This is a genomic window from Streptomyces sp. NBC_00878 (assembly GCF_026341515.1).
Lineage (GTDB): Bacteria > Actinomycetota > Actinomycetes > Streptomycetales > Streptomycetaceae > Streptomyces.
In genome coordinates this window covers 6,855,525-6,872,322 of record NZ_JAPEOK010000001.1, presented here as the reverse complement: position 1 = coordinate 6,872,322, position 16,798 = coordinate 6,855,525, and the positions used below count along the sequence as shown (strand labels likewise).

General features: G+C 70.2%; 16 protein-coding genes and 2 tRNA genes. 11 read left to right on the top strand and 7 right to left on the bottom strand.

Going from position 1 to position 16,798, the window contains the following annotated elements; translation table 11 throughout:
* The first annotated feature begins 287 nt into the window (after window positions 1-287).
* Window positions 288-1,262, top strand: a complete 975-nt coding sequence (locus OHA11_RS29865) for a D-2-hydroxyacid dehydrogenase (RefSeq protein ID WP_266501676.1) — start codon at window positions 288-290, stop codon at window positions 1,260-1,262.
* Between the two features lie 32 nt (window positions 1,263-1,294).
* Complete coding sequence (locus OHA11_RS29860; RefSeq protein ID WP_266501673.1) at window positions 1,295-2,710, top strand: amidase; 1,416 nt, start codon at window positions 1,295-1,297, stop codon at window positions 2,708-2,710.
* A gap of 155 nt (window positions 2,711-2,865) precedes the next feature.
* Here the strand turns inward: OHA11_RS29860 and OHA11_RS29855 are convergent, their stop codons facing one another.
* The gene (locus OHA11_RS29855; RefSeq protein ID WP_266501671.1) at window positions 2,866-3,366 is read right to left on the bottom strand and encodes a DUF3830 family protein; all 501 of its coding nucleotides are present in this window, start codon (window positions 3,364-3,366) and stop codon (window positions 2,866-2,868) included.
* A gap of 95 nt (window positions 3,367-3,461) precedes the next feature.
* Between OHA11_RS29855 and ehuB the strand changes: the two genes are divergently transcribed.
* The 7 genes from ehuB to OHA11_RS29820 all read left to right on the top strand — a co-directional run bounded on the left by ehuB (window position 3,462) and on the right by OHA11_RS29820 (window position 8,745).
* Entirely contained in the window at window positions 3,462-4,388 is a 927-nt protein-coding gene (gene ehuB / locus OHA11_RS29850) for an ectoine/hydroxyectoine ABC transporter substrate-binding protein EhuB (protein WP_266501668.1), read from the top strand.
* On the top strand, window positions 4,385-5,107 hold the full coding sequence (gene ehuC, locus OHA11_RS29845) for an ectoine/hydroxyectoine ABC transporter permease subunit EhuC (protein WP_266501667.1): 723 nt from the start codon (window positions 4,385-4,387) through the stop codon (window positions 5,105-5,107). The genes ehuB and ehuC overlap by 4 nt, the downstream gene beginning before the upstream one ends.
* Entirely contained in the window at window positions 5,104-5,754 is a 651-nt protein-coding gene (gene ehuD / locus OHA11_RS29840; RefSeq protein WP_266501665.1) for an ectoine/hydroxyectoine ABC transporter permease subunit EhuD, read from the top strand. Before ehuC ends, ehuD begins: the two co-directional genes overlap by 4 nt.
* Before the next feature lie 10 nt (window positions 5,755-5,764).
* Window positions 5,765-6,574, top strand: coding sequence for an ectoine/hydroxyectoine ABC transporter ATP-binding protein EhuA (gene ehuA, locus OHA11_RS29835; protein ID WP_266501662.1), 810 nt, complete (start codon window positions 5,765-5,767; stop codon window positions 6,572-6,574).
* Window positions 6,575-6,895: 321 nt separating this feature from the next.
* Entirely contained in the window at window positions 6,896-7,657 is a 762-nt protein-coding gene (locus tag OHA11_RS29830) for an IclR family transcriptional regulator (protein ID WP_266501659.1), read from the top strand.
* A 196-nt stretch (window positions 7,658-7,853) separates the two neighbouring features.
* A tRNA-Lys gene (locus OHA11_RS29825) sits at window positions 7,854-7,930 on the top strand.
* Between the two features lie 80 nt (window positions 7,931-8,010).
* Window positions 8,011-8,745 (top strand): DUF6082 family protein, encoded by a 735-nt coding sequence (locus OHA11_RS29820; protein WP_266501656.1) that lies wholly within the window; start codon window positions 8,011-8,013, stop codon window positions 8,743-8,745.
* Window positions 8,746-8,844: 99 nt separating this feature from the next.
* Here the strand turns inward: OHA11_RS29820 and OHA11_RS29815 are convergent, their stop codons facing one another.
* From OHA11_RS29815 to OHA11_RS29790, 6 genes are all read right to left on the bottom strand, one after another.
* Window positions 8,845-10,527 (bottom strand): AMP-binding protein, encoded by a 1,683-nt coding sequence (locus OHA11_RS29815; RefSeq protein WP_266501653.1) that lies wholly within the window; start codon window positions 10,525-10,527, stop codon window positions 8,845-8,847.
* Between the two features lie 40 nt (window positions 10,528-10,567).
* Window positions 10,568-11,098: a hypothetical protein gene (locus OHA11_RS29810; RefSeq protein ID WP_266507564.1), complete on the bottom strand. Its 531-nt coding sequence runs from the start codon at window positions 11,096-11,098 to the stop codon at window positions 10,568-10,570.
* Window positions 11,099-11,233: 135 nt separating this feature from the next.
* Window positions 11,234-11,836, bottom strand: a complete 603-nt coding sequence (locus tag OHA11_RS29805; protein ID WP_266501652.1) for a lytic polysaccharide monooxygenase — start codon at window positions 11,834-11,836, stop codon at window positions 11,234-11,236.
* 65 nt (window positions 11,837-11,901) lie between these two features.
* Window positions 11,902-12,600 carry a nucleoside/nucleotide kinase family protein gene (locus OHA11_RS29800; RefSeq protein WP_266501651.1) on the bottom strand — a complete coding sequence of 233 codons (699 nt, stop codon included), beginning with the start codon at window positions 12,598-12,600 and terminating at the stop codon, window positions 11,902-11,904.
* On the bottom strand, window positions 12,587-13,795 hold the full coding sequence (locus tag OHA11_RS29795; RefSeq protein ID WP_266501649.1) for an SPFH domain-containing protein: 1,209 nt from the start codon (window positions 13,793-13,795) through the stop codon (window positions 12,587-12,589). Before OHA11_RS29795 ends, OHA11_RS29800 begins: the two co-directional genes overlap by 14 nt.
* Before the next feature lie 118 nt (window positions 13,796-13,913).
* Window positions 13,914-15,431 carry a peptidoglycan-binding protein gene (locus OHA11_RS29790; protein WP_266501646.1) on the bottom strand — a complete coding sequence of 506 codons (1,518 nt, stop codon included), beginning with the start codon at window positions 15,429-15,431 and terminating at the stop codon, window positions 13,914-13,916.
* A gap of 361 nt (window positions 15,432-15,792) precedes the next feature.
* Between OHA11_RS29790 and OHA11_RS29785 the strand changes: the two genes are divergently transcribed.
* Window positions 15,793-15,866 (top strand) — tRNA-Lys (locus OHA11_RS29785).
* A gap of 219 nt (window positions 15,867-16,085) precedes the next feature.
* Window positions 16,086-16,796 carry a FadR/GntR family transcriptional regulator gene (locus OHA11_RS29780; RefSeq protein ID WP_266501644.1) on the top strand — a complete coding sequence of 237 codons (711 nt, stop codon included), beginning with the start codon at window positions 16,086-16,088 and terminating at the stop codon, window positions 16,794-16,796.
* Window positions 16,797-16,798: the final 2 nt, after the last annotated feature.

Genomic DNA, 16,798 nt, shown 5'->3' with positions numbered 1-16,798 from the left:
CGGTGGTGACCGGCCGGGAGGCCGGGGGGACACAAGCCGGCGCGTGCCGGGACGTCGGGACAGGGGAACGGACGGGACTCCGGGATTCCCACGGAAACTAGCCCTTGTTGACGAAGGTAGGTTCCGGTGCGAGCGTGGTCAATCCGCGCATCTGAGACGGCTGTGCGCCCCCGGCCCGACGGCCGGTCCCAGACGGTTCGGCCGATGTCCCGCAAGCACTCAGAGCCCGGCGTCCAGCGTCCAGATACCAGAGAAGCGGACCCTCGTTGCGAAATGGTTTCCCCCCGATGACCTCTGCCACGCCCCCGAACCTGGCCGAAAAGACAACCCTCCTGGTGCTCGACGCCGAGCCGCCGCCCCGGCTCGGCCGGCTCACCGGCCGGGTGCGGATCGAGCACGCCGACGAGTCCTCGCTGGCCGCGCTCCTGCCCTCCGCGGACGTCCTGCTGGTCTGGGACTTCGCCTCGCACGCCGTGCGCCGGGCCTGGCCCGGCGAGGGCCCGCGACCACGCTGGGTGCACACGGCGAGCGCGGGCGTGGACCACCTGATGTGCCCCGAACTCGCCGCGTCCGACACGCTGGTGACGAACGCGCGCGGCGTCTTCGACCAGCCGATCGCGGAGTACGTGGCCGCGCTCGTCCTCGCCATGGCCAAGGATCTGCCGCGCACCTGGGAGTTGCAGCGGGCGCGGGAGTGGCGGCACCGCGAGTCGCAGCGGATCGCGGGCACGCGCGCGTGCGTGGTGGGTTCCGGGCCGATCGGGCGCGCGATCGAGCGGACCCTGAAGGCCCTCGGCATCACGACGGCGCTCGTGGGGCGCACAGCGCGCGAGGGGGTGCACGGCCCGGAGGACCTCGACCGGCTGATCGCCCGCGCCGACTGGGTGGTGTCCGCGGCGCCGCTGACGGAGGACACGTACGGGATGTTCGACGCGCGGCGTTTTGGACTGATGCAGCCGTCGGCACGCTTCGTGAACGTCGGGCGCGGGCAGCTTGTGATCGAGGAAGCGCTGGCCGAGGCTCTCGCGAGCCGCTGGATCGCGGGGGCGGCGCTCGACGTCTTCGAGCACGAACCGCTGGGCCCCGACAGTCCGTTGTGGGAGGCCCCGGGTCTGATCGTGTCGCCGCACATGAGCGGGGACACGGTGGGCTGGCGGGACGAACTCGGTACGCAGTTCGTGGAGTTGTACGAGCTCTGGGAGGCGGGCAAGCCGCTGCCGAACGTCGTCGACAAGCAGCGTGGATACGTACCTGGCCACTGAAGCACGTTCACTGAAGCACGTTGGAGGGGCGGATGACCGAGCTCACCGAGCTGACCGCGGTAGGACTCGTCGAGGGATACCGCAAGGGCGAATTCAGCCCCGTGGACGTGGTGCGGGCCGCGCTGCGCAGGGCCGAGGAGGTCCAGCCCGCGGTGAACGCGTTCGTACGCGTCGACGGGGACGAGGCCCTCGCGCAGGCCCGGGAGTCGGCCGAGCGGTGGCGGCGCGGCGAGCCGGCCGGGCTGGTCGACGGGGTGCCGGTCTCGGTGAAGGACATCCTGCTGATGCGTGGCGGGCCGACCCTGAAGGGCTCCAAAACGATCTCCCCGCAGGGCCGTTGGGACGAGGACGCGCCCTCCGTGGCCCGGCTGCGCGAGCACGGGGCCGTGTTCCTCGGCCGGACGACGACACCCGAGTTCGGCTGGAAGGGCGTCACTGACTCACCGCAGTCGGGCGTGACACGGAACCCGTACGACCCCTCGCGCACCTCGGGCGGGTCCAGCGGCGGCAGCGCGGCGGCCGTCGCGCTGGGCGCGGGCCCGCTGTCGCTGGGCACGGACGGGGGCGGCAGCGTCCGTATCCCCGGCGCCTTCTGCGGGATCTTCGCCCTGAAGGCGACGTACGGGAGGGTGCCGCTGTATCCCGCGAGCGCCTTCGGCACGCTGGCGCACGTCGGGCCGATGACGCGGGACGCCGCCGACGCGGCGCTGATGATGGACGTCATCAGCGGTCCGGACCCACGGGACTGGTCGCAACTCGGCCCGGTGAGCGGCTCGTTCGTGGACGGACTGGCGGGCGGTGTGCGGGGGCTGCGGGTCGCGTACTCGCCGTCCCTCGGCGGGCAGGTGGCTGTCCAGCCCGGGGTCGCCGCGGCGGTGCGGCGCGGGGTGGAGGGGCTCGCGGCCCTCGGGGCGTACGTCGAGGAGGCCGACCCCGACTTCACGGATCCCGTCGAGGCGTTCCACGTGCTGTGGTTCGGCGGGGCGGCCCGGGTCACCCAGCGACTCGGCCCCGACCAGCGGAAACTGCTGGACCCCGGGTTGCGGGAGATCTGCGATCTGGGGGCCCGGTCCAGCACGCTGGACTACCTCGCCGCGGTGGATGTCCGCATGGAACTCGGCCGCCGGATGGGCCTCTTCCACGAGACGTACGACGTGCTGGTCACTCCGACGATCCCGATCACCGCGTTCGAGGCGGGCACGGAGGTTCCTCGCGGCTCGGGCCACCGCCGGTGGACGGGCTGGACGCCCTTCACCTACCCCTTCAACATGACGCAGCAGCCTGCGGCGACCGTCCCGGTCGGCACGGATGAGACCGGCTTGCCGGTCGGCCTTCAGATCGTGGGGGCGCGTCACCAGGACGCGCTGGTCCTGCGGACGGCTCACGCGCTGTACGAGGCGGGGCTCGGCGGAATCGCCCCGCCGGGCGCTCCGCTGGAAGGCCGGTGATTCGACTGCGGGTCCGTCGTGGCTGGTCGCGCAGTTCCCCGCGCCCCTAAAGGCAGGCGGTGCCGGCAGCCCCCTGCTTTTTAGGGGCGCGGGGAACTGCGCGGCCAGCCCCCCACCGGCCCGCAGCTCCCCGCCACCCCTCAGCCCTCCCGCCCCTAGACCCGGGAGAAGCTCAACGTCTCCCCCAGCGCACCCGCACGCCACAGGTCATTGCACGCCTCAGCCATCGCATCCAGCCCCTCCACCACCTGCCCCCACACAATCCCCGGGACCCACCCCACATCCCCGTTGAGCAGCAAATTGTTCCGCTCGTAGAACAGGGCGAGGTCGATCACCGGAGCGCCGGCCTGGACTCCGGCGCCCGAGCCATACCCGTACGCCTGCGTACCCAGCTGCGTACCGGAGAAGGAGAAATAGCAGAGGTCGCCCGGAATGGGCGTTACGGTCGGGTTCTCCAGCGGCGGTTCGGCCGGTGCGAACGCCGGGAACAGGGCGTAGATCTCATTGCGGGCATACTTCGCGTGGTACACGTCACTGCTCAGCGGCAACGCGTTCCAGACGGCCTCGCAGGTGATCGGCGCGCGGTCGTCGAGCAGCTTCGCCGTGCAGTGGACTCCACGCTTGGACAGGGTCACGTCGATGTAGCGGTCGGTCATGATTTCCATGGTCCACCCCGGGTCAAGAGGGCCCTTCGCAAACGGGGCGCAAATGGATCCGCATAACTCGCATCGTCCCGGGTAGCCGCGCGGCCATGGCTCCACCACTTGGGAACGACGAGAAAGAAGCTTCCGCGGAACGACGCAAACACAGTGCCGGCCGCCGGTCGGTGCTGGCCGGCATCGCGGCGTTCGGTGCGCTCGGCGCGGCCGGATGCAGCCGCGTGGCCACGGCGTCCGGCAAGGACGGCGGTGATCTCCTGGACCGGTTGAAGGCCCAGGGTGTCGTACGTCTCGGCATCGCCGGCGAGATCCCCTTCGGCTACATCGACAAGAACGGCGAGCTCACCGGCGAGGCGCCGGAACTCGCGCGGGTCATCTTCAAGCGGCTGGGGGTGGACAGCGTCCAGCCCGTGCCCACGGAGTTCGGCTCGCTCATCCCCGGTCTGAACTCCCAGCAGTTCGACGTCGTCGCCGCCGGCATGTACATCAACGCCGAGCGCTGCGAGCAGGTGATCTTCTCCGACCCCGACTACCAGATGCTCGACTCCTTCATCGTGCGCAAGGGCAACCCGAAGGACCTGCACGACTACAAGGACGTCGTGGAGTCGAAGGCGAAGTTCGCGACCGGAACCGGTTACGCGGAGATCCAGTACGCGGTCGACGCCGGGTACAAGGAGAGCGACATCCTGATCGTGCCGGACCAGGTCGCGGGTCTGAACGCCGTCGAGGCGGGCCGTGTCGACGTCTTCGCGGGGACGGCGCTGACCACCCGCGAGGTCGTCAAGAAGTCCCGCAAGGCGGAGTCGACCGAGCCGTTCGCGCCACTCGTGGACGGCAAGCCGCACGTCGACGGCGGCGGCTTCGCGTTCCGCCCGACGGAAACCAAGCTGCGGGACGCCTTCAACGTGGAACTCAGGAAGCTGAAGGAGAGCGGTGAGCTGTTCCGGATCCTCCAGCCCTTCGGTTTCACCAAGAACGAGATGACCGATATGACCGCGAAGGAGTTGTGCGGCGGATGACATCGGGACTCTGGGAACTCGTACTGAAGGGGATCTGGGTCACGGTCCAGCTGCTGGTGTTCAGCGCGCTGCTGGCCGCGGCCGTCTCCTTCGTGGTCGGTATCGCGCGCACCCACCGGCTGTGGATCGTCCGCTTCCTCGCGGGCTTCTACACCGAGGTGTTCCGCGGTACCTCCGCGCTGATCATGATCTTCTGGGTGTTCTTCGTGCTGCCGCCGGCCTTCGGCTGGCAGCTGGTCCCCATGTGGGCGGGCACCCTCGCACTGGGTCTCACCTACGGGGCGTACGGCTCCGAGATCGTGCGCGGCGCCCTGAACTCCGTCGACCCGGCGCAGCGTGAGGGCGGGATCGCGCTGAGCTTCACGCCCTGGCAGCGGCTGCGGCTGATCCTGCTGCCGCAGGCGGTGCCGGAGATGATCCCGCCGTTCTCCAACCTGCTGATCGAGCTGCTCAAGGGCACGGCCCTGGTGTCCGTGATGGGCATGGGCGACCTGGCGTTCAGCGGCAACCTGGTGCGGCTCGCGCTGCAGGAGAGCGCGGAGATCTACACGTACATCCTGCTGATCTACTTCGTGATCGCCTTCCTGCTCACGCGGGTCATGCGCGGTCTGGAGAAGCGGCTGAAAGCCGGGATCGGCAGGGTGCCGGAGCGCGGCGGCAAGGTTCCGATGCCCCGGCCCGAGACCACCGGAGTCGGCGCGGGCGGAGGTGCCTCATGAAATGGGACTGGAGCGCGGTCGGCGACTTCATGCCGCACTTCTGGGACGGACTGCTGGTCACCCTGCAGGCCCTGGTGCTCGGCTCGCTGATCTCCTTCGCCCTCGGACTGGTGTGGGCGCTGCTGATGCGGACGCCGAGCCGCTGGGTGCGCTGGCCGGTGGGGGTCGTCACGGAGTTCGTCCGGAACACCCCGCTGCTGGTGCAGCTGTTCTTCCTCTTCTACGTGCTGCCCGAGTGGAACATCACGTTCTCCGCGATGACCACCGGTGTCGTCGCCATCGGGCTGCACTACTCGACGTACACGATGCAGGTCTACCGGGCCGGTATCGAGGGCGTGCCGGCCGGCCAGTGGGAAGCGGCCACGGCACTGAACCTGCCCATGACCCGGACGTGGACCGCGGTGATCCTGCCGCAGGCGATCCGCCGGGTGGTGCCCGCGCTGGGCAACTACGTCATCTCGATGCTCAAGGACACGCCGATGCTGATGGCGATCACCGTCCTCGACATGCTCGGCGAGGCGCGGCTGTTCTCGCAGCAGAACTTCCAGTTCACCGAGCCTCTGACGGTCATCGGCGTGGCCTTCATCCTCATTTCCTATCCGGCTTCCCTCCTCATGCGAGCCCTGGAGCGACGTCTTGTCCGCTGACACCCCTCTGATGAAAGAGCCCGACGCCAACTCCGACGCCAACCCGGCGGCGGACGGCAGCGAGCTGATCCGTTTCGACAAGGTCACCAAGCGCTTCGGCGCCAACACCGTGCTCGACGAGCTCGACTTCTCCGTCGCCTCCGGCAAGCACGTCACGCTGATCGGCCCGTCCGGCTCCGGCAAGACGACGATCCTGCGGCTGCTGATGACCCTGGCCAAGCCCGACGAGGGCACGATCAAGGTCAACGGCGACTACCTCACCCACGAGGAGAAGAACGGCAAGCTGGTCCCGGCCGGCGAGAAGCACATCCGCGAGGTCCGCAAGAACATCGGGATGGTCTTCCAGCAGTTCAACCTCTTCCCCAACATGAAGGTGCTGCGCAACATCACGGAGGCGCCGGTCACCGTGCTCGGCATGTCCAAGGACGCGGCCGAGGAGCGGGCCCGGGAACTGCTCGAACTGGTCGGGCTGACCGAGCACGTCGACAAGTACCCGAGCCAGCTCTCCGGCGGCCAGCAGCAGCGCGTCGCGATCGCGCGGGCCCTGGCGATGCGGCCGCAGGTCCTGCTCCTCGACGAGGTGACCTCCGCGCTCGACCCCGAACTGGTCGCGGGCGTCCTCGACGTGCTCAGGGACATCGCCCGCACCACCGACATCACGATGCTCTGCGTGACCCACGAGATGAACTTCGCCCGGGACATCTCGGACCAGGTGCTGATGTTCGACTCGGGGCGGGTCCTGGAGTCCGGCCCGCCGGAGAAGATCTTCGGCGACCCGGAGCACGAGCGGACGCGGGAGTTCCTGGGCGCGGTGCTGTAGCCCTGCGAGGAGTCCTGCGAGGAGTCCTTCTGGAGCAGCACCACAATCCTTCAGGGGCTGCACACTGTCGGCGTTCAAGAAGTGAAGACGGCAGGGTCCGAGGCGGAGCGACTGGGACATGACTTTGGCATATGCCATACGGATGCCCCGCTGTTGAGGGGCTGGAACACGCCACCAATCTCGCCAACACCCCCTCCCCGTACGCCTCTTGGCAGTTATCGTGGAGGGGGCCCGGCCGTCCGGGCTGTGTTGATGTCAACGCGTTGATACGAACGCGCCGACATGCAAGCCGGGCCGAAAAGCGCAGGGGGGACCCAATCCATGGCGCTGAAGCACGAGCCGACCGTGCCGCACCACTCGGCCCAGGACGCCCTGCGCGTCCTGGAGACCGTGGCGGCCCGGCACACCACCGGCGTCACCGACACCGAACTCGCGCGCCTGACCGGCCTCGGCGAGGAGCGCCTCACCGCGCTCCTGCGCATGCTGCGCCGCGAGGGGTACGTCGAGCAGATCGCCGACGGGGCGTACGTCACCGGGGCGGCCCTCCGCAGGCTGGTTTCCGCGCACGACCGGGACGAGGCCCTGCGGGCCCAGCTCCAGCGGAACCTCGACCGGCTGCGCGACTCGGTCGGCGCCGCCGTCTACATGAGCCGGTACGTGGACGGCGAGATCCACGTCGCCCAGTGCGCGGACGGCCCGGGCACCCCGGCGGTCAACGAATGGGTGGACTTCCGTTCCGCGGCCCACGCCAGCGCGATCGGCAAGAGCCTTCTCGGTCAGCTCGACGTCAACGCCCGGCGCGACCACCTCTCCCGTCACCGGATGGCCCGCCTCACCTCACGCACGATCACGAACGAGCGGGTGCTCCTGTCCCGGCTCGACGCCCAGGCACCCACCGTGCCCGTGCTCGACCTCCAGGAGTACGCGGTCGGCACGGTGTGCGCGGCGGTCCCCATCACGGCCGGCTCGGCCGTGGGCTGCCTCGCCCTCTCCCTCCCGCTGTCCCACGCCCACCGACTGCGCGAGGCGGCGGACACCCTGAACCGTGGCGCGGCACCGGTACTGCTCTCACTGGCGATCTGAACCAACGCCGAAGCAGCCCGAACCGCCCGCCTGCCTGACCTACATGCTCCGCCCTACCTGACCTACATGCCCCGCCCGCCCGGCCTGAGCTGCGCTCCGAGTGGCCCGGAGCACATGGGCATGGTCCGAAGCACGCTCACGGACCAGGTAGTATTTTCTCTGTCGCCAGCCGCGAAAAGCGGTTGGCGAGAGTCATGCGCCGCTAGCTCAGTTGGTTAGAGCAGCTGACTCTTAATCAGCGGGTCCGGGGTTCGAGTCCCTGGCGGCGCACCATCTACGATCCGGGCGTTCTCCCCTTGGGGAGGACGCCCTTGGTCGTTTCATTGGTTCGTCATGGGTCCAGGGGTGCAGCGGTGGTTCACCGGATCGGCAGAGTTGTGGCGCTCGTCGCCGCTGTGGCGGTTGCGCTGGCGGTGGTGCTGCTGTCGCCTTTCGTGCTGGAGGAGATTTCCGGCTCCAAAGGCGTGGACTGGAACAGGCTGAGTCAGATCGGGGCGGCGTACGGCTTCACCTCGGCGATCGTTTCGGCGCTGGCGTTGGCCGGTGTCGCCGTTTCCCTGGTCGTTCAGAACCGGCAGGCCAGGGCGGATCAGGTCCAGGGGATCCGCAGCTACTACCTTGAGCTGGTCCGCCTGGAGCTTGACGACATGCCGCTCTACCAGCCCGTCTGGGGCGACACGGACATCGTCGATCCCGATCAGCGGAAGCGGCACGTCTATGCCGACCTGATGATGAACTACGCCTGGATGGGCTTCGAGATCGGGACCATTCGCGAGAGTCTGCTGCGGGACATGCTCGCCGGGATGTTCACCGGCGAGGCCGGGCGGCACTACTGGAGCCGGGCTCACGCCTCGTGGATCGCCAGTTCGTCCGGAAGCCGTGTCGGTCGTCGCTTCCTGGCCATCGTGGGCGAGGAGCACGCTCGCGCTGTCGCTTCCGGACCACCGACCCGCTCGCCGGTTGTCACCCCTCCGCCTGCCGTGCCCGCCGCGGGGACGTCGCCCGCATGGCGGACCTCGGTGGGGGCCTTGATCGGCCTGGGTGCCGGCCTGGCGCTCGGATCGCTGCTGCGGCGCAACCGACGATAGGGCCGACCGGGCGTGGCCATTCCCGGTCCAGCCCTGCCGCACAGCCCTGCCGCACCGGCCGTACCTACCTGGCCAGCTCCCTCTCCCCCACACACAGCCCTACCGCACCAGCAGTTCCTCACGCCCCCGCTCCCGGTACCGCGCCATCAGCCCCGCCAGGTCCGCCTCGTCCAGGCGCCGGTACGCCGGCTCCCCCGGTGGGCGCCACCACACCGGGTCCGTGCACCGGAAGCCCTCCCGCCGCAGGCCGACCCGGTGGATCTTGTTGGTGGCGGTGACCGGGATGCGGGCCATGACCCGAATGAAGCGGGGGGCCATCTTGGTGCCCAGGTCCGGCTGGGCCAGGAGGAATTCGGCGAAGCGGAGTGGGTCGAAGTCCGTTCCCTCCCGTAGCGCCAGCGTCGCCATCACCTGGTCGCCGGCCACCGGGTCCGGCACCGCGTACACGGCGACAGCGGCGGCGTCCCCGTAGCGGGCGAGGATGTTCTCGATCACCGCGGCGGCCAGGTTCTCGCTGTCCACGCGGAGGCGGTCGTCCGTTCGCCCCGCGAAGTACAGGAATCCCTCGGCGTCCCGGTAGAAGAGGTCCCCGGTCCAGTACCAGCCCTCCCGCTGCCGGGCCGCCTCAGCCGCCTCGTTGCGCCAGTAGCCCTCGAAGGGGTTGGGTCCGCGGTTCACCAACTCCCCTATGGAATCGTGGCCGTTGAGCAGCCTGCCGTCCGCTCCGAAGGCCGCCGCGGGGCACTCCGCCCGGCTCACCGGGTCGACCACCGCGAGGTCGTCCCCGGGTGCCGCCCGGCCGATCGCCCCCTGCGGCCCACCGGGCGTCCGCTGGATCGCCGCGCCGCCCTCGGACGACCCGTACCCCTCCACCAGCCGCACCCCGAACCGCTCCTCGAAGGCGGCCGCGTCCACCGCCCCCGCCTCCGTCCCGAAGCCCGTGCGCAGCGGGTTGTCCCGGTCGTCGGCCCGTGGCGGGGTGGCCAGGATGTACTGCACGGCCCGTCCCACGTACGTGAAGTACGTGGCCCCGTACGCCCGTACGTCCGTCAGGAAGCCCGAGGCCGAGAAGCGGCGCCGCAGGGCGACGCCCGCGCCGGCCGCGAGGGCGGGCGCCCAGTCCGCGATGACCGCGTTGCCGTGGAACATCGGCATGCAGACGTAGTGCACGTCGTCCGCGCGCACCCCGAAGTGGCCGACCAGCGACCGTCCGGCCGCCGCGAGCCGCCCCTGCGAGCAGATCGCCGCCTTGGGCGCCCCGGTCGAGCCGGAGGTGAAGTAGAGGAGGAGGCGGCTCTCCGGGGTGGCCTTCAGCGGCCCGGGGCGCGCGTCCGCGTACGGCGCGAGCAGGTGCTCGTACGCCTCGGTGTCGGTCACCAGCAGTCGCAGGCCCGGGAGTTCGAGTCCGTCGAGGAGCGGGAGGTGCGCCCGCTCGGTGACCAGGACCCGGCACTCGGTGTGCAGGATGTCGCGGGCCAGTTCGGGGCCGCGGCGGGTCGGGTTGATCCCGGCGACGGCCGCACCCGCGAGGGCCGCGGCGCTCAACCACAGCGGATACTCGGGGGTGTTGTCGAGCAGCACCCCCACATGCGGCTCGGCGCCGCGCGGCAGCAGGTCGCCCAGCAGCGCCGCCCGCGCCGCCGCTCCCGCGGCCACCTCGTGATGTGTCAGGGACCGTTCCTCGAACCACAGCCCCGGCCGGTGGTCGCCCCACCGCTCCTGTACGAGCTCCGCGACGGTCCGCGCGCCCGCCCCGCCCGCCCCCACGCTCCTGGATCCCATGGGGGCGCACCATAATTGACGGACCGTCAGATGTGGAGGGTCACGGCAGCTCGTCGTACACCGAGCCGTCGAACGGCTGGTCGTCGATCGAGGGAGGCTCGTTCACCTGGGAGTCGGAGGACTCGCTCCCGGCGAAGGCCTCGGTGTACGTGACCATGAAACCGGCGCAGAACGCCACGACCACGGAGAGGAACACCAGGAGGGCAACGGTGGAGGCCGCGTTCTTGACGTGGCCCGGCGCCTGGGCCGTGGCCTTGACCGTCTCGCCCTCGGCGTAGTGCACGACGACGATGTCGCCCTCGACCGTCGTGCCCGGCCCGTCCTCCTCCTCGAAACGGATGCTGCGCCCGTCCCGGGCCGTGAATTCGTAGACGTGGTGCAGCGTCGTGCGCACGGACGAGTCGCCGCTGCCGCCGCTGGTCGTCGTGTACGTGCGCAGGCAGCGCGCCTCCGCGGTCAGCCCGCTGTTCCAGACACGCCTGAGCTCCAGCGCCCGGCGGATCACCTTGACCGCCAGGAAGAGGGTGACGGCCATGATCAGGCTCGGCACCGCATAGAACATGAGGTCCATCGACATCCCCCGATGCTCGGTTCAGCTCCACGCACGCCGTCATGGTCATGTCGACGTGCGTGGAACTTACCCGTGGGGGGTGGGCAAGAGCCTCAACAGATGCTCAGAGTTACGCGACGGACGACCGGAGTGCGGTCAGAACGTCACGTCCGAGCAGGCGTAGAACGCGTTACTCGTGTCAGCGATCGTCCACACGGCGAGGATGACGTGGTGACCGCTCTTGCCCGACGGCAGGGTGCCGCTGTGCGAGAGCGTCGCCGGCGGCTGGCCGCTGAAGGGGACGGTCAGGAACGGAGCGGTGTCCAGCGCGGACCGCGTCAGCGGAGCGTTCTGGTTCCAGCCGTTCTTGGTGACGTAGTACTTGAAGTCGGTCGTGGAGTGCCGGGCCGTGAACTGCCAGCGGAAGGTGTAGCTCTGCCCGCCGTTGACCTTCGTTGTCGGCCAGGCACCGCCCGAGGGCGTCGTTGCCCTGTCGAGCGCGCCGAAGTTGCCGTGGTTCGCGGAACAGATCTGCCCGTCCGAGGGCCCGGCCGCCGGGAAGCCCTTGGGCCCCTCGACGCTCTGCGGCTCCCACTGGATGTCACCGCAGTTGGTCACGGCGCCGTTCTGGCAGAGCTTCTGCCGGCTGATGGGGAGGTCGGTGTAGCCGTGGCCGGTGGCCCCACCACTGGAGAGCACGAACGCTCCCGTGGTCGCGAGGCCCAGCACCGCGGCGTACAACTTCGTCTTTTTCCGCATACTGCCGCTCCTGGAGAACGTGGGGGAATTTCCGTGAGCTTTGCAGGTCTAGACCAAGTCCCAGATTATTGCTGATTGTTGAACATGTCCATACCAATCGTGGACAGGATTCGCTGGCAGCGGTCCCGGGACTTCTCCACGAGTTCGCCGTTCGGATCGTCGTTGGTCGCGACCCAGTCCCGAGCCCGGACCTCATCTCTCCCACCCGCCAACTGCCGCTCCACCAGCCTCACTTGACGCACGTCCCCGGGCGCCTCGACGTACCAGCACTCCCCCATGAACACATACGCCTCACGCCACCCGGGCAGGTCGCAGGCGAGATAGTTCCCCTCCGTGACGATCAGCCGGGCCTCCGGAGGCACCACGTGCCGGGCGGCGACCGGCTCGTCGAGCGTGCGGTCGTAGTCCGGTACGTAGATGTCGCGGCCGGTCTCGTCGAGGACCCGGCGCAGCAGGTCGACGTACCCCCACACGTCGAAGCTCGGCTCGGAGCCCTTGCGGGCGGTCAGGCCGAGGCGCTCCAACTGGGCGTTGGAGAGATGGAAGCCGTCGAGCGGGAGGTAGGCGGCCCCTTCTCCCAGGTGTGCGACGAGGGCGCGGGCGAGGGTCGACTTGCCCGCGCCGGGCGGGCCGGCGAGACCCAGTACGGCGCGCGGTGTTCCGTCGGTCAGGCTCCAGGCGTCCGAGGCGAGCCCGGCGAGTGTGAGGTGTCCAGCGGGGGTGTGGTGTTCTCCGGCGGGGGTGCGGCGGTCAGCGATCTCCATGTCCCGTATAGAACGCCACCGTCAGGTCCTTCACCAGTGCCTTGCGCTCGTAGTCGTCGAGTTCGACGAGCCCGCGCACGGTCAGCCGGGTCACCGTGTCCTCGACGGAGTCGACGACCGAGGTGAGGACCTTGTCGCGGTGCTGGGCGTCGAGAGCCGCGATCCGGCGGCGCAGCATCACGGCGGCGACCTCGGGGGCGTACTCGACGCGCAGCGGCTGCGCGGAGAACACCTGGAGGCCGGCCGCCGCCGCGTCCGCGGCCACGATGCGGGTCAGCGAGTCGCCGACGGCCTCGGTGTTGCGCAGGGTCGCGGACTCGGCGGCCCTCGGCGAGTTCAGCGCGACATCGGCCGGCAGCTGCGCGAGCACCCGGGCGAGCGCCGCCTCCACGCACTCGCGCAGATACCGCTGGTGGTCCTCGACGCCGAGCGCGGCGCGCGCGGTGTCCCGAACCCGCCAGACGACGAGCACGACGACCCTGAGCGCGATCCCGTTCGCGTCGACCGCCGGCATCGGGTCGCTGCGCCAGTGCCGCAGGCGTACGTCGATCCGGCGGCGCAGCACCAGCGGGTTCACCCACATGAGCCCGGTACGCCGGACCGTGCCCCGGTAGCGGCCGAACAGGTCGAGCACCCAGGCGCGTCCGGTACGGCCGCGGGCCAGCCCGCCGAACCCGAACAGGGCGAGCGCTCCGGCCCCGGCGAGCGCCGCCCACTGCGGCCCGCCGAGCCCGGCACCCGTACGCGCCGGCAGCCCCAGCACGTCCGCGGCGAGCGGCGGCAGCACACCCGCCCACCACGACGCCAGTACGCACCCGGCCGCGCCGGCCGCACCCGCCAGCACTCCGGCCACGCCCGGCAGGACACCCGCGGGCCGCTCCACCAGATCGGGGTCGACCTCCACCACCGGCCGCGGCCGCACCGGGGCGGGTGTCCGCCGGGTGACCCTCGGCTGCTCGCCGTCCCCCTTTCTCGGCTGCGCTCGAATGGGGGCACCCCCATCGCGCCGCCGGCTCACGACGGCGGGCCCGAGCGGTACGGACACCGGCTCGGGCTCGTCGCGGAACAGCAGGTGGACCGGGATCTCGGTGGTCGCCTCGTTGTGGATGAGCCGCGCCCCACGGCCACCCGCCTCCCGGCCACCCGCTTCTGGGGTCCCCTCGAACTCCGGGGACTGTTCAGTCGTCGTACTCATACGTGCCTCCGTGCCTCCGCGCCTCCGCGCCTCCGCGCCAGGAAGAACTGTCCGAACCGCCCGGACCGCCCGGACCGCCCGAGCCATCCACACCCTCGGAACCGGACCGTCCGGGCCCTCAGAAGAAGAGCCGTCGCCAGGTCTCCGGTCCCGGGTAGCCGTCCGCCGCCCCGCCGCGCCACCCCTGCGCGCGCTGGAACGCCTCGACGTTGCGCCGGTCGTCCTCGCCCCAGCGCGGTCCCGGCCCCTGGGTGTAGTACTTGCCGAACCCCTTCTTCACCAACTGCTTCCCGAGCCGGGTGACGTACTCGTTGCTGGCGCCCGGCCGGAACAACGCCCGCCCGGGGTAGCCGGGGACGCCGTGCGAGGCGACGCCTCCGGCCGGGGGGCGCGCGGGCTCGCCGGGACTGCCGCCGCTCGGGGCGACGATGTCCCGGCCCTTGTCGTTCACCAGATACGACCAGGTCGTCGGCCCCGGGAACCCGTCCGCGGCCGCCCCCGTCCAGCCCTGCGCCCGCTGGAACGCGTGGGTGGCCCTGCGGTCCGCGTCCGACCAGCGCGGTCCCGGCTGCCCGGCCGTGTAGTACGAGGCCGCGCCCCGCGCGATGAGCATCCGCCCCAGCCGGGTGACGTAGGCGTTGTTCGCACCGGGCCCGAAGGCCGCCGCGCCCGGGTAGGGAACCGCGGCCGGATTCCTCACCGGATAGGTGACGGGGGTGGCAGGGGCGGACGGCGCGGCCGAGGCGGACGGGGCGGACGGGGCGGACGGGCCGTCCGATGTGTTCGGCGCGGCCGGGGAAACCTGACCCGTATCCCCTGTATCCCCCGTACCCGGCGTATCCCCGGTGCCCGCCGTACCGGCCGTACTTCCCGTACTTCCCGTACCTCCCGTACCTCCCGTTCCCACTTTCAGCCCCTTGTAGCGATACGCCAGATAGCGGTCCGGATACTTCCAGTAGGCGAACGGAGTGGCCTGCTTGCGGGCTTGCGGGCGGGCCTCCTCGTACGCGACGTAAGAGTCCTGCGTGTAGTCCGTCCAGCCGCCGAAAATCACGACGTGCGACCCCTTCACGGGGTCCGCCGGATTGTGGAACAGCAGAATGTCACCGGGCTCCAGCTGTTCCCGGGAAATCCGGACGCCGAACTTGTCGAGACTACCCGTCCATTCGTTCCCGCCGAGGTTCCAGGCCATCGAGACGAAGCCCGAGCAGTCCTGGCGGTACCCGTCGGACCAGTACGCGCTCATGCTGTAGGGCACCTCCGCGGCGACCCACTCCTTGGCCCGGTTGATGATCTCGGCCCGGGTCGTCGGAGGTGCCTTGACCTTGGCCGGAACGCCGCCGGGGCCGTGCAGCGGGGCCTCGCCGCCCTGGGGGGTGTCGGGTTCGTCGGTCGCGGGGACGCCGGGCTGCAGCGGGGCGTGCGCGGCGGCCGCGACGGCCGGTACGGCGTGGCCGGCGCCGAGTGCCGTCCCGGCGGCCGCGGCCACGACGAGCGCGCGGTGGGCCGCGGGGTGACCGCCGAATCCGGCGGCGCCGGGGGCCGTGGAATGCGGCAGCACATGCCGCCAGTGCGTACATCCGGGGCAGTCGCAGTCGCTCTCGGGATCGAATTCCTCGAATACCGGAGCGGCCATGCGATTCCCCTCACCCTGCTGGTCGAAAAGTCCGCGCTTCTGCACGTCCGTCAGTTTCTCAACTGTCACCGGGTATCGCATGTTGACGGTCTGAATGACGGAGAGGGGGTGGTGGCGATGGGGTCGTTTCCTTCCTGCGGCCCGGTGGGGGCTGGTCGCGCAGTTCCCCGCGCCCCTAAAAACGAAAGACAGGGGCGCAGCCCCGTCTTTCAGGGGCGCGGGGCTGTGTCTATTTGCGGCTCCGCCGCGGGGCGCGACCAGCCACGACAGACCCGCGCACACCCCCGAACCGCCAGCGGCACCCCCCATAGCCATGGCAGAAAGCACCTGCAAGGTTCCGCTAGAGTTCTCGGGTCAGCGCGCGCCGCTAGCTCAGTTGGTTAGAGCAGCTGACTCTTAATCAGCGGGTCCGGGGTTCGAGTCCCTGGCGGCGCACCGACCGAAGGGGTCCCTCGCACCAGCGAGGGACCCCTTCGCCGTACCGCGCGACTCCGCGCGGCACCGCACGGCACCGCACGGCACCGCACGGCACCGCATGACTCCGTACCTCATAACGCCTTACCTCATGAAGCGGTACACCGTGACCCTTTTCGCCAGATGTGACTAAACACCTCGGCATATGGCCGAAGCCTTTCGGCCCGCTACCCTCTGGCCATGGCGCGCGACCTCCAGGAGCGGATCAAGAAGCTCATCATCGACCGTCGGCTGCCCTCGGGCGCCGTACTGCCGACCGAACCCGAGCTCATGGCGCTGCTCGGCGCCAGCCGCAACTCCGTGCGCGAGGCGCTGAAGGCACTCCAGGCGATGGGCATCGTCGAGATCCGGCACGGCTTCGGCACGTACGTCGGGCCGATGTCCATGGCCCCGATGATCGAGGGCCTCGCCTTCCGCACGGTCGCCGGGCACTACCGCGGCGAGGACAGCCTCCTCCAGCTCCTCCAGCTGCGCGAGGCCGTGGAGACCGGGCTGATCGTCCGGCTCGCGGGCCGGGTCCCGCCGGACGATCTCGTCGAGCTGACCACCTTGGTGGACCGCATGGAAGCGGAAGCCGCCGAGGGAACCGGTCTCGCGGAGACCGACCGCGCGTTTCACGCCACTCTCTACCGGGGCCTGGGCAACCTTCTGCTGAGCGAACTCCTGGAGGCGTTCTGGGACGCCTTCCACCGCGTACGCACGGATCTCATGGGGCTGCCGCAGGATCCGAAGGTCACCTGCCGGCAGCATCGGGCGATCCTCGACGCGGTCCGCTCCGGCGATGCGACCAGGGCCGAGGACACGATAAGAGAACACTTCGGCAACATCCGTACACGCTTGACCACAAGCGCACCGAACGAGACCATCAGACACCCCAATGAACGTGTATGACC

Bases quoted from the DNA above. Each gene is read 5' to 3' on its own strand.
- OHA11_RS29865 (WP_266501676.1), top strand. From the start codon at position 288: ATGACCTCTGCCACGCCCCCGAACCTGGCCGAAAAGACAACCCTCCTG.
- OHA11_RS29860 (WP_266501673.1), top strand. From the start codon at position 1,295: ATGACCGAGCTCACCGAGCTGACCGCGGTAGGACTCGTCGAGGGATAC.
- OHA11_RS29855 (WP_266501671.1), bottom strand. From the start codon at position 3,366: ATGACCGACCGCTACATCGACGTGACCCTGTCCAAGCGTGGAGTCCAC.
- ehuB (WP_266501668.1), top strand. From the start codon at position 3,462: ATGGCTCCACCACTTGGGAACGACGAGAAAGAAGCTTCCGCGGAACGA.
- ehuC (WP_266501667.1), top strand. From the start codon at position 4,385: ATGACATCGGGACTCTGGGAACTCGTACTGAAGGGGATCTGGGTCACG.
- ehuD (WP_266501665.1), top strand. From the start codon at position 5,104: ATGAAATGGGACTGGAGCGCGGTCGGCGACTTCATGCCGCACTTCTGG.
- ehuA (WP_266501662.1), top strand. From the start codon at position 5,765: ATGAAAGAGCCCGACGCCAACTCCGACGCCAACCCGGCGGCGGACGGC.
- OHA11_RS29830 (WP_266501659.1), top strand. From the start codon at position 6,896: ATGGCGCTGAAGCACGAGCCGACCGTGCCGCACCACTCGGCCCAGGAC.
- OHA11_RS29815 (WP_266501653.1), bottom strand. From the start codon at position 10,527: ATGGGATCCAGGAGCGTGGGGGCGGGCGGGGCGGGCGCGCGGACCGTC.
- OHA11_RS29810 (WP_266507564.1), bottom strand. From the start codon at position 11,098: ATGGACCTCATGTTCTATGCGGTGCCGAGCCTGATCATGGCCGTCACC.
- OHA11_RS29805 (WP_266501652.1), bottom strand. From the start codon at position 11,836: ATGCGGAAAAAGACGAAGTTGTACGCCGCGGTGCTGGGCCTCGCGACC.
- OHA11_RS29800 (WP_266501651.1), bottom strand. From the start codon at position 12,600: ATGGAGATCGCTGACCGCCGCACCCCCGCCGGAGAACACCACACCCCC.
- OHA11_RS29795 (WP_266501649.1), bottom strand. From the start codon at position 13,795: ATGAGTACGACGACTGAACAGTCCCCGGAGTTCGAGGGGACCCCAGAA.
- OHA11_RS29790 (WP_266501646.1), bottom strand. From the start codon at position 15,431: ATGGCCGCTCCGGTATTCGAGGAATTCGATCCCGAGAGCGACTGCGAC.
- OHA11_RS29780 (WP_266501644.1), top strand. From the start codon at position 16,086: ATGGCGCGCGACCTCCAGGAGCGGATCAAGAAGCTCATCATCGACCGT.